General features: G+C 33.6%; 9 protein-coding genes. 1 reads left to right on the top strand and 8 read right to left on the bottom strand.

Annotation, left to right across the window (positions count from 1 at the left end):
* Positions 1-434: 434 nt before the first annotated feature.
* The 6 genes from CYJ72_RS09825 to CYJ72_RS09800 all read right to left on the bottom strand — a co-directional run bounded on the left by CYJ72_RS09825 (position 435) and on the right by CYJ72_RS09800 (position 8,957).
* Complete coding sequence (locus CYJ72_RS09825) at positions 435-1,397, bottom strand: IS30 family transposase (protein ID WP_284629705.1); 963 nt, start codon at positions 1,395-1,397, stop codon at positions 435-437.
* Positions 1,398-2,017: 620 nt separating this feature from the next.
* A complete protein-coding gene (locus tag CYJ72_RS09820; protein WP_284629703.1) occupies positions 2,018-2,776 on the bottom strand; it encodes a DeoR/GlpR family DNA-binding transcription regulator in 759 nt (252 codons plus the stop codon).
* 21 nt (positions 2,777-2,797) lie between these two features.
* The gene (locus CYJ72_RS09815; RefSeq protein ID WP_284629701.1) at positions 2,798-4,231 is read right to left on the bottom strand and encodes an alpha-L-fucosidase; all 1,434 of its coding nucleotides are present in this window, start codon (positions 4,229-4,231) and stop codon (positions 2,798-2,800) included.
* A 1-nt stretch (position 4,232) separates the two neighbouring features.
* Positions 4,233-6,617: a glycoside hydrolase family 95 protein gene (locus CYJ72_RS09810; RefSeq protein WP_284629699.1), complete on the bottom strand. Its 2,385-nt coding sequence runs from the start codon at positions 6,615-6,617 to the stop codon at positions 4,233-4,235.
* A 13-nt stretch (positions 6,618-6,630) separates the two neighbouring features.
* Positions 6,631-7,062, bottom strand: coding sequence for an L-fucose mutarotase (gene fucU, locus CYJ72_RS09805; RefSeq protein ID WP_284629697.1), 432 nt, complete (start codon positions 7,060-7,062; stop codon positions 6,631-6,633).
* Between the two features lie 89 nt (positions 7,063-7,151).
* The gene (locus CYJ72_RS09800) at positions 7,152-8,957 is read right to left on the bottom strand and encodes an L-fucose isomerase (protein WP_284629696.1); all 1,806 of its coding nucleotides are present in this window, start codon (positions 8,955-8,957) and stop codon (positions 7,152-7,154) included.
* 137 nt (positions 8,958-9,094) lie between these two features.
* On the opposite strand from CYJ72_RS09800, the gene CYJ72_RS09795 reads away from it, so the two are divergent.
* Positions 9,095-10,003: an AraC family transcriptional regulator gene (locus CYJ72_RS09795; protein ID WP_284629694.1), complete on the top strand. Its 909-nt coding sequence runs from the start codon at positions 9,095-9,097 to the stop codon at positions 10,001-10,003.
* Positions 10,004-10,614: 611 nt separating this feature from the next.
* On the opposite strand, the gene CYJ72_RS09790 is transcribed toward CYJ72_RS09795, so the two are convergent.
* Positions 10,615-11,853, bottom strand: a complete 1,239-nt coding sequence (locus CYJ72_RS09790) for an IS256 family transposase (RefSeq protein ID WP_066127251.1) — start codon at positions 11,851-11,853, stop codon at positions 10,615-10,617.
* Positions 11,854-12,100: 247 nt separating this feature from the next.
* Positions 12,101-12,991 carry an ROK family protein gene (locus CYJ72_RS09785; RefSeq protein ID WP_101813142.1) on the bottom strand — a complete coding sequence of 297 codons (891 nt, stop codon included), beginning with the start codon at positions 12,989-12,991 and terminating at the stop codon, positions 12,101-12,103.
* Positions 12,992-13,007 lie beyond the last annotated feature (16 nt).

The following is a 13,007-nucleotide window of genomic DNA, read 5'->3' as shown; positions in this document are numbered from 1 at the left end:
AAAAACTAATTTTTTTATAGTAAAATGTATGTTTTTCTTTTGTAAGTATTCCCTACTTAGTATGTATACTTATATTTTTGATTGTCAAATTAAGCTAGAATTTTTACCTAACACATAATACGTTGGCTTTTGGTCTAATTGATAATTTAAATGTTTGTTCGAAAGTTCAAGTATAAATTAGCTACTGACTTTAAGTTTTTCACATAGTTAAATTTGTGGCAGGTGTAGTGAGTCAGATTGATGCATTAAATCGTTAGAGCTTTACTTGGATGCTCCGGTATGATACTCGCGGATAGCGAGTTGGGGAAAGGATTTGGGTAGGAGACCCAAAAAGCATCCCCAAATCATCATGCCGGGCTAGGCACCAAGTCAAGCTCTAACAATCAGGTGCCGTACGTAATGGATTCACTGCCTTAACAAACACATTGTGTGCATTAGAAAGCATCTAGCCATCCAAGTTCCTTACAACAATCGATAAAAACTTCAATTGGCGTTCGATAACCTAATGATTTTCGTGGAATTTCATTGCGGAAATGGGCTGTTTGGCTGAGTGTTTTCTGCGATATATCAGTAAAATCCATCCCCTTAGATAACCCATCTCTTCGAAGAAGTCCATTAGAGTGTTCATTTAAACCTCGCTGTGACGGACAACCGGGATCAGCAAAGTAAATATTGATGTCATTGACATTTGAAATGGCTTGCCAATCAGAAAATTCTTTTCCACAATCAAACGTAATGGATTTAAATATATTTCTCGGTAAATAAGCAAACCAGTTATCACAAGCGATTCGCACATCACTTGCTTTGCGACTGTTAATTTTTATCGGGATGATGAGTTTACTGATTCTTTCGACCAGTGTTAGGACTGCACTCTTATGGTCTTTTCCGACAATAGTGTCACCTTCTAGATGTCCAAATTCTTTCTCATATTGTGGATTTTCTTTTTGACGATCTTCGATGGTGCGTCTAAAGTGTTGTTTACCTCTTTTTTCCTGATACCCATTAGGTTTTCTCTTACCTTTCATCGGTAAAGTTGAGGGATCAAAGAGTTCCGAGTCTTTAAAACGACGATAAAGTGTTCGAGCTGTACATCCTAATGGGAGTTCATTCCGACCAATGATGACGTCAGGAGACCACCCCTGGTCCACTTTTTTCTTAATATATGTGATTTGTTTAGTGTTAAAGACCTTCTTTTTGGCACCACAGCGTGATTTATTCTCTTTATATTGATCGTAGTATTCCTGAATATTACCACTATTTTTAAGAAAATTAACGACGTTATAAATGGTTTGGATGGCCCGATTTAATTTTTTAGCGATATCCGTTACTTTTTTACCGCTATCGTAATAATTTTCTATCCAAATCAATTCTTTCATGGTAAGATGTGTATAAGCCATTTGTGTGTACTCCTTCCTTAGCATGTGATTTTATGTTTAGGATACCATACAAATGGCCTATTTATTTTTCTAGCTTAATTTTACTATCCAAGTATTTAAAATACAACATAGGTGGATAATTTATTTTTGTAGTTTAATTCTCTATTCAAGTTTAGAAAAAAATACTTCAGTTGCTTGTGTAAATAGGAGAGTTATACGAAACAAATTGGGTAATCTTATTGTAACTTTTATAAATGTAGAAATTTGTAACTTCTCTATTAGAATTGTCGGAATTCGAATATCTTATACTTATACAATGGCATCCAATAGTATGCTAAAGAAAGAAATTTGTCAAAACAGAATGATGTACGATATGAATAAATATAACTTGATATTAAGAGACCACCTAAGCCATAAAATCTAAATCCATTTCAAACATTAAAAAATAAATACAGACTGAAATTCGTATTATGATTACGAATCTCGGCCTGTATTTTCATCAGTTGCTCCCATAAAAAATGGTAGAGTCCATTTTTAATTTGTTCAACATATTTTTTTGGTTTTTTGTTAAGTTTCTAATAATTATAGAACTGTTTATTACTGACTCAACTATTTTCCAGTCATAAATATAATTATTTAATTTAACATTCTAAAAAAATAGTTCCATTTTGTTCTATTTTTTTAACTGCTTCAACATTTGGTTTTTTTTCTGTAATTAAATACTGAACATTTGCAAAATCAGTTAAATTATAGAAATATTTATGATTAAACTTCGTTGAATCACATAGTAGCAATCTTTTTTCTGAATTTTGGATCATTTTTTGCTTCACTCTAGCCTGCTCCTCATTTGCCTCATAAATACCAGAATGATTATATCCCCTACAAGAAAATAGTGCTAAGTCTACGTTATAATTCTGTATCATTTCATTCGCAGTAGTTCCAACAATTGAGGTCGAATTTGAAGAAATAACACCACCTACTACAACTACTTTACAATTATCAAAATAAGATAAATCTAAAGCCGTTTTTACACCATTTGTTATAATTGTTAAATTCACAAATTCTTTTAAAAAAGGCACTATAGCATTTGTAGTAGTACTTGAATCTAAGAATATTGAGAAACCATCTTCAATAAAAGTAGCAGCCATCTCCGCAATCATACTTTTTTGTTCTTTATTCTCGTCTTCACGTATCGAATGAACGTTTTCAACATTTGATCGGGGTACTAAACGAGCGCCACCACGAGAACGAATTATTAGACCTTGTTTCTCTAATTCGACCAAGTCTCTTCGAATTGTTGCTGGACTAACAAATAGTTCTTTATATAATTCACTGGTTAATACGAATTTTTTCTTGTTCAAGTATTCAATAATTCTTTCTCTTCTGTCAATCGGTACCACTTTCATACCCCTTTTGTAAAATTAATGTTTATAAAAATTATCATATGTTAATAATATAAAATTAAGATTTGGTTGTTCTCTAAAACTCGTAATTTTTATTCTCAATGATTCTATTACTTGTTCTGGAAAACTTAATATTCTTCGATATCCGATAGATTCCACCTCAATTAGTCTTGTCCATTCTCCACCTACTTTTAATTCAATTTGTATACCATCTATCAATTGTCCTCTAGGAATATATTCACCCAATATTAACGTATTTGCCAAAACAGGTTTTTCCCAACTCAATTCCATTAGGGGTTGGTTATCATTTTTACAAAACTGAAAATATTTCCCATCTAATTCAGGTTTTAAAATATCTTCTAAAGATGTGGTAAATTCATTAGAAGATTCTGATAACTGGGCAAACTTTACTGCATTGTTTTCGTATAAATTTTTAATTTTTTCTCCCAATTCTTTTAAAACTATCTTGTCGTTATCATGAATCTCCCCTGAAGGCATAGGGGGAACATTTAATAAAAGTGTTGTATTGTTTCCAACCGAATCTTTATAAATATTAAATAGGTTGTCTGATGTTCTAACATTCTTATCTTCCTCCGCATGATAGAACCACCCTGGTCGAATAGATAAATCAACTTCCGCAGGATACCAAATTAATTTACCGTTATAGTTATTGAGACGCTTACGGCTACCTAAATCTTCATCGCCAGTCGTAAAAGTCTCTCTGAAATCTGGACTGTCTTCTTGTTGAGATAACCCCGCTGTTATTGCGGGATCTTTCATAAATGCTGGCACAACACTCCACTCATTCTCTCGTGTTTTACCCGCTTCATTACCTACCCAGCGAACATCTGGTCCAGAAACACTAATTACTGCCTCTGGCTGTAACTCCCTTACAATTCTATAATATCTATCCCAGTCATACTCTTGAACTTTTCCATTCGGACCTTCTCCGTTAGCTCCATCAAACCATACATTGAATACTTTACCATAATTTGTTAGTAACTCTGTCAACTGGTTAACAAAAAAATCATCATATTCTTTTCCGGTACCATAAGTAGGCTCATACATGTCCCACGGAGATAGATAGACACCAAACTCCATGTCATATTTTTCACAAGATAACGAAAACTCTTTAACTAAATCACCTTGACCATTTTTCCAGGGAGAGGAAGCAACTGAATGTTCGGTATATTTAGATGGCCACAAACAAAAGCCATCATGATGTTTACAAGTTAAAATAGCTCCTCTCATCCCGGCCGATTTCAATGTTTTTATCCAATCATCCGTATTTATATTATCTGGATAAAACCTTTTTGGTTCCTCTTTACCAGATCCCCATTCAACACCGTTCATGGTATTTATACCAAAATGGATAAATCCATAGAATTCAAGCTCTTGAATTTTTATTTGTCTTTTAGTTGGTTTAATACTTGCAGCGTATTTAACATCCAATTTACTGACCTCCATTAATTATATTGTTTGGAATTATTTCTAAAAGTAAAATGTCATTATTTTTCATATTAAATTCAATAATACCATTTATAGGTTTTAATATCTTATTTTTATTTGTGTTTAAAATTTTAAATTCACTCTCTGTTTTTAACTTAAAGTTATTTGTCACAATACTCTTCACACAAATACTCTTTACTTCCCCATTATCCCAAGAAAAATCTAATTCGAATCCTCCTCTGGCTTTCAATCCTTTTATCATGCCTTTTCTCCACTCTAGAGGTAAGGCTGGTAGTAATTCAATATATCCATTATGAGATTGCAAAAGCATTTCTGCTACTCCAGCAGTAAAACTGAAATTTCCATCAATTTGAAACGGTGGATGTGAACCTAGTAAATTGGGATAAAGACCTCCTTTTTCAAAAATAGTTCCATCCTCTTCGGTGATATTGAATAATTGATTCATTAATGAGATGATACGATCACCATCTTTTAATCGGGCCCATAAGGACATTTTCCATCCTAAGCTCCAACCCGTACCAGCATCACCACGGATATTTAAAGTCCGTTTCACAGCATCTAAAAGTTCTGGAGAATCATCTCTTGCTCCTGGATATATCCCATATAAATGCGAGACATGACGATGGTTTCTTTCATTGTCTTCAAAATCTTTTAACCATTCTTGCAATTGCCCATGACGACCAATTTGTACAGGAGGGATTTTTTCTAAAGCTTTTTTAACCTCAGTAAGAAGATTATCGTTATATTCTAAAATTTCAGAAGCTTTTAAGAAATAATCAAATAAATCTCGTAAAATTTCTAAATCCATCGTTGCACCGTTGGAAACAGATGAAACTTTTCCATTATGAATAAATTTATGTTCTGGAGAAGTGGACGGTGAAGTGATAAGATAACCATTATCATCCTCAATTAACCAATCTAAACAGAACTCAACAGATCCTATAATAATGGGGAAAGCCACTTCTGAAAGAAATCTCTTATCTAAACTATAAAGATAATGTTCCCATAAATGACGTGTTAGCCATGGACCACCCATTGGCCAGAAAGCCCAAATCGGATCTCCACCAACTGGTTCCGTATGACGCCACAAGTCAGTATTATGATGTACAGTCCAACCATTCATTTCATAACGTTTTTTTACCATTTCTCTACCATTAATTGATAACTCTTTAATAAACTGTATTAAAGGAAGATGACACTCAGATAAATTTGTTACCTCAGCTGGCCAATAATTCATTTCCGTATTAATATTTAACGTGTAATTGGAAGACCATGGCGCTCTTGTTTCTTTATTCCAGATGCCTTGTAGTGTAGCTGGTTGAGTACCAGGTCTAGATGATGAAATTAATAAATATCTTCCGTATTGAAACAATAATTCGATTAGTTTTGTATTTTTCGGACCTTCTTCTTTAATCTTCATATCTGTATCAATTGTTTCATCAAATATATCAAAAGACTGTAAAGATAAGTTTACACGATTAAACAACTCTTGATAATCCTTGACGTGTGATTCATATAACCGTTCAAAAGGAAGTTTCATAGCATTCGATAACACACTCTTATTATTGTCTCCTAGCACTTCAAAATCCGTTCCAGGTTTTTGACTAAAACCATTGAAAGAACTACTTACCGAAAAATAAATTTCTACTTTAGATGCATTTAGTATATTAATACTGTTTGCCGTAGGAACTATTTTGCCATCCTCAGCCTTTACTCCTAGCCTACCCTCAAAATGAATAGTTTCGGTTGATTCAAAGTCACCATATATTAGAGGCGTTACAGAATCGAAGTAATAATCTGGATCATTTTTTTCTGGTAAAACTCCTTGAAGAATAAGTTCTTTATCGTTGACAATAGTTTCAGATAATAAAGGACTATCTAATGTAAGACGAATATTTATCATCTCTTTTTCCGAACTAGATAATTGAATAGCTAAAACTTGATGTGGTTCCGAAATAAATGCTTTTCTTTTAAAGTTAACATTATTGATTTTATATTCAACAGTCGATAGTGCATGCTCAATATCTAAAGTTCTCTTATAATTTTTTGCTTTATCTCCATGAAAATGATGAATCAAAAGATTACCCAAAGGCATATAACTTTCTGTAAAAGGTCCTAAAAGGCTTTCTGCTTCTTTTGATGCTACATCGTATTCTTCTTGACTTAACAATTTTCTAACTTTTTCAAGTTCTTTTACTTTATTATTTTCTTCTAACTGAATAGGATATCCAGACCATAAAGTATCTTCATTTAACTGAAATCTCTCTGTCTCAACTCCACCAAAATGCATCGCTCCAATTCTTCCATTACCTAATGGTAAAGCTTCTATCCATTTACTTGCGGGCTGACTATACTTTAATAATTTCATTTTCCACCTCGTATTAATTAATAACACCTTTTTTTAATATTAAGTTTCCATATAAAGCCATTTCACTAGTTTTTACTATAGCATATGCTTTTTCACTACGTTCATAGAATTCTTGTCGTTCTAGGTAAGAAATATTTATATCATTCTTCTCATATTCATTCACTAACTTTTGGTAAGTATCCCAAATTTGAGGCTTATTTCCCTCATCTCCGGCTACAATTTTCATTAACATAACCGGAGATTCTACATATGTATCTAATGGAAATAATTCAAGAATAGCCGCCAATAAATCAGAAGCATTTAATCCATCGCAATCAATCAAAATTTTTGCTTTAGAAGCAGCTGGAAAATTGCCGTCTGCTATGACTATTTCATCCCCATGACCCATTTCCATCAATACTTTCAATAATGATGGAGAAATTAATTTAGATATATTTTTTAACATAATATTACTCTCCTTATTTACTCATAAATATTAAGAACAACTGTGGGGAGTATATTTTTTAACCCACAGTTGATAGCTACTTAATTTTATTAAGATCTTATAGAGGTATACAATGGGCCATATGCTTTACAAGCTCTAAAATCTGCCCCTTCTTTATCCATTCCAAAAGCATTCCAAGAAGCGGGTCTAAAAATTTTATCTTCTTCAATATTATGCATTGAAATAGGAATTCTCAAAATGGAACATAGCGTAATTAAATCTGCTCCAATATGCCCATGACTTATCGCACCATGATTTGAACCCCAATTATTCATCACATCATAAGCTGTTTTAAATGCACCCTTACCAGTAGTCCTAGGAGCAAACCAAGTCGTTGGCCATGTTGGATTTGTTCTATTCATTAATTTTTCGTTTACTTCTTCAGGAAGTTCAACTGACCATCCTTCAACAATTTGAACAACTGGCCCTAGACCTTTTACAAGATTTAAACGCATCATCGTTAAAGGTATTTCCGCCCTTGTTGTAAAGTTTGTGGAGAACCCTCCTCCTCTAAAATTATCCAAAGTTGCTGGTGACCAAGTCGTTGCATTCATATTTGCTTTAACATCTTCCTCTGTCATTTCATAAAATGGTTTTACTGTTTTTTTGCCTTCACTATCTCTAGATTCAGCTGCATAATCTAACGCAGCAGCTCCAGAATTTAACAATAAAATTAATCCATTTGAATCTTTTCCTTTACCTTCAATAGTATAATCTGTTACTCTCTTAATTGATTCCGTACTCCAATAAGTTCTTACATCTGCGAAAAGTTGTGCTTTATTAGTTAAAAGTTTATTGAACACCAAGCCAATTCCATTTAAAATATCGTTTTCAGTTGCAACAGGCAACGGCTCTCGAATGCCATTCCAATCAAAAGATGAATTAAGTATTGCTTCAGTAAAATCAGCATTTGCCCACTTATCTGTCCATTGACGTTGGCCTTGGAATCCGGCAGCGATAGCATTATGTCCTAAGGCTTCCTCGCTAAATTCTTCAGATAAATTCTCATTCCCAATCATAAGATCTCTAACAATCATTGCTGTTTTAACCGTAAATTCCCAATCTTCTTCTTTTTGTTCTTCTGAACGTTGAAACTTTTCAGGGTTTGGATCGAATCCTTCTTTAGCATTTTTTTTCGTCCAAGTTAAAGCACGCTCATATTCTTCGTGGTCATAAATACCATCTTTTATTCGTCTGAGTACTTCAACCATGTCAATTGCTTCAACTCGCATTCCCAAGTATTCTTCCATGAAATCAAAGTCCATCGCTGAACCTGATATTCCCATAGACATACCTCCAATTTGTAGATATGATTTACCTCTTAATGTTGCTACTGCAAGAGCTGCTCTACTAAAACGAAGAATTTTTTCTTTTACATCTTTTGGAATAGAAATGTCATCCGCATCTTGAACTTCTTGTCCATAGATACCAAATGCAGGTAATCCTTTCTGTGCATGAGCTGCCAAAACTGCAGATAAGTATACCGCTCCTGGTCTTTCTGTTCCGTTGAATCCCCAAACCGCTTTAATAGTGTTTTTATCCATATCCATCGTTTCAGAACCATAGCACCAGCAAGGTGTGACTGTTAAAGTAATATCTACACCTTCTTTACGGAATAATTCCTCCACTGCCGCTGATTCAGGAACCCTTGCAATAGTATGATCAGGAACCACCACTTCAACCGGAGTACCATTACTATATCGAATATTATCTCTAATTAGCTTAGCTGCCGCTTTAGCCATATTCATTGTTTGATCTTCTAATCCACCACGAACACTAAACTGACCTTCACGACCATCAATTGCTGGGCGAATTCCAAATTTTGGATAGCTCTGTGTAAAATTCTTTCTAATCATTTGTTTTCCTCCATAATTTTTTAATATTTACTTTAATATATACTTTACAATTAAACCGTTTACATAGCTAGCAATAATTTTTCTTCAATTAGACATTTCTTTTGATTTTGATTAAAATAAATATAGAGGTGAATAAAATGAGAGCTTTTTATGAAACAAGATATTATCCAACTAGATTAAAAGTTTGGACAAAAAGATATGCTAATGTTCACTTTGTTCCTCATTGGCACTCTGAAATAGAGTTTATTTTTGTAAGAAAAGGGAAAATTCAAATTATCATTAATGGTTCTTCGTTTACAGCAAATACTGGGGACTTAATTATTTGTGATGGCGGACTAGTACATTATAGTACAGCGAGACATGTAAATAATGAACTTGATTTCTTAATATTTGATTATCGTCTAATAGATAATACTTTTAATGGTTTCCAATTAGTTAATCCTATAGTTTCTAAAAAAACTTTAATTGAAAATCATTTGTATAATACAATATTCAATTTACATGATGACTTAGAAAAAGAATTTAATAAAAAAGACATTTTATACGAAAAGATCATTTGTTCTTTAATACAATATATTTGTATCAATTTAATGAGAGTAACTCAACAAAGGGAAAAAAGAAGTAGTTTAACTGAATACGAGGAAGAAAATTTATTACTAAAAAAAGTGATTGAGTACATTGAGAATAATTATACAGACAATCTTCGCTTGAAAGATGTTTCCTCAATTATGAATATGACTGAGAGTTATTTCTCAACTTTTTTTAAAATGCGTACAAATTATAATTTTACAGATTATGTTAATATGATACGATTAGAAAATTCAATTTCAGATATCTATTGGTCTACAAAGAATTTTACTGAAATCGCCTTTAGTAATGGTTTTAACAATCTTAGAACCTTTAATCGTGTATTTAAAAAATACACTGGAAAAACACCATCTCAATTTTCAAAAGAATCTTTTAAAAATAATCATTATGTTGTTAGAAAGTCTTATATAGAATACCATACCGATTTTTCTGTAAATAAGACCTTGATTAATAGTTAAATAATAACTCTAAAAATATAATTCAATCATATATTGAACGGCTCCTTACCTATTTAAAGTTAATAATCTTCAATCATTCCAAATTTTTAAAAATTATTCGTTAAAGGTGGATTGCAGAACCCAATAAAATATTGACAATTCAAATAATAATTAGTTGACAATTTTACTATTGTGAATCCTACCGCTTAAAAATAAAGTAGAATAAACCATCTTGTAATCTCACTTTAAGTGATGAAAGCAACCTCATTAGCATACTGGATAATGTCTATTGATCAAAAAGATTAACAACAAGCCAACAAACACACTTGTTAATCGCTATTGATGCATATAAGTAATGCAACTGTCTCACACATGCCCTATTAATCGCTATTGACGCATAAATTAGGAATGCCTCATTAAAGCCACACTATCAATCTCTACTGACACAGAGGTAGTGTCAAATATTTTGTGTAACCTGCATATTAAGATTGTAATATAATTAATAACTATTTATTGAATTTCACCTTGCCTTTTAGATGAATTATCATAACGACCAGTGAACTTGTACTTCCTCTCAACAAGATAATCCATCTAAAAGGCAAGGCCAGCAACCGAAGGGCGCTAGTTAAGCCTCACATGATACTTGAGGATTTTTCTGTTTCTCTTCTTAAGTTGAATTCATTAACCGGCCTTTTGAGATCTATCAGCAGTTGAAGTTCAAATGCAACCTTCCCAAAGCCTTTATGAATACGATTTGCGAACTTGGCATTATATTCTATGACATAACAATAGACTGTCTTTTCTAGGGACGCCTCATGTGGAAATTGTTCTTTAATTTTCGTTCGCTTCTTCAATTGCTTATTAAAGGCCTCGGATAGATTGTTTGTATAAAGTGATGGCCATATCTCTTTGGGAAAATGCATGAACGAGAAAAGGTTCTTTTTTCGTCTTAATTGTTCTACCAATTTTGGATAAGTCCCTTTCCAAGTCTGAATAAATTCATTAAGTAAGCGCGTGGCTTCTACGATACTACCAGCTTTAGGGACTTTTTTTAGCCCTTCTAATACTTCTTGACGATCTTTCACCCGTACTTTCATGGCGAAATGTCTCAGCAGATGAGTCCAACAGGTTTGATGAAGGGCCATTGGAAACTCATTGGTTAACGCTTCCGCTAAGCCTGTTAATTCGTCTGACACAAAGAGAAACACATTTTCGAGCCCTCTTTGTTTTAGGTCTTGTAGCATTTCACGATAGTGCAAGGAGGACTCTGTCGGATAGACTTGAAAATCGAGTATTTCTTTATAGCCTTGAGCATCAATTCCAATAATGGTATGGACAGCTTCTTTAGACACACTCCCACGTCTTACAGGGATAAAGGTGGCATCGCAATATAGACAAACATAGTCTTGCTTAATAGGGCGTTGTCGGTAAGCAGCTAACTCTTCTTCAAATGTTTTAGAAAGATGAGAGATAGTCGTTGGCGAATAGTGGTGACCATACATTTTTTCAATGAGGTCTGAGATATCGCGTGTTGTCACACCTTTTTGATACATTAAAATGATCATCTCTTCTAAGTGATTAGGGGCTTGTTGAAGACATTGAATCGTTTTAATATCAAACAGACCTAATCGATCTCTTGGTATTTTGAGCTGTAGCTTACCGTATTCTGTCGTTAATGTTCTGGAATAATAACCATTTCTTGAATTGCCGGTATTGTAGCCTTTCACTTCCCATTTCTCATAATTAAGAAAAACCGTTCTTTCGCTTTCAAGGAGTAGGTTAATAGCTTCTTCTAAAGCTTGACGAAATATTTCATGAACCGATTCACCTTGTGCTAGTGCTGTGATTAATTTTGTGTTAAAATCTTTCATGAGGGACCTCCTGTTTGTGATTGTTTTGTTGTTATTACAATCTTACAAAAAAGAGGTCTCTTTTTCCAGGGAGACTCCGAGGTTACACAAGATATTTTACGCTATGGACACAGATGGTTAACGCCACAACATTACACACACCTATTAACCCCTTCTTTTCACACAATTAATAAAAGACCTTGGGTAGACCAATTGATTACAATGGTCTATCTAAGGTCTTTTCTTGACGTTCAATGACTATAAAATATTAAGGAATGACTAATAGCCCTGCTCCTATTAAACCATTATGTCCATCCAGTTTTGATAGTGTAATATTTTGTAAAATATGTTCTTGTTCTGGATGAAGATACGGTGCTAATTTTTGCTTAACAGCATGAATGTAATGAGGATTTTTAAGTGCTACACTGCCACCAAGTAAAATATATTTTGGATCGAGTAGACAAATAATCGCATATAAAGTCTTTACAATCGCATCCATGCTTTCATTAATAATCGTAGTCGCTTGATCATCACCTTGTTCCCATAAGTGAAACACATCCGCTGTAGTGATGTCTTTATTCGAGTATAACAATTGACCATACTCAGCAATTGCCGGGCCAGACGCGATAGATTCTAGCGGTCTAGTACCTCTTGGTGTCTTTATTTGTAAAAAGCCTACTTCTCCTGAAAAGCCACTACCTCTTAGTATCATCTCATTAATGATGTTGGTGCAGGCGATACCCGTCGAAATCGTTAAATAGGTAAACATATCGTTTGCTTCGAGTTGTAATAAACGATACTCGGCGTATGCCGCTGCTTTAACATCATTGTCAATTTTTATTTTCGTTTGCGGATAAACGGTACTTAAGCGCTCCACAATTGGAAAATTGTGCCATAAAACGTTATTTTGATAAATTGCAATGCCATTGATCTCATCCACTTTTCCAGGCACTCCTAAGCCAATTCCGCAATAATCAGTCATGGCCGTCTTCGTCTCGACTAGCAAGCGATCGATTCCATTGACGATTAATTCAAATAATTTTTCACTATCATTTGTTTCTGTTGGATAATCATAGCGTTTTGCGATTGTTCCATCTTGATTAATAATGGCAATAGCTGTTTTGGTGCCACCAATATCAATTCCAATAGCTTTTTTCATCACTTATCCCTCTTCT

This window comes from Globicatella sanguinis (assembly GCF_002847845.2).
GTDB lineage: Bacteria > Bacillota > Bacilli > Lactobacillales > Aerococcaceae > Globicatella > Globicatella sanguinis.
This window is presented reverse-complemented; position numbering and strand designations above follow the sequence as displayed.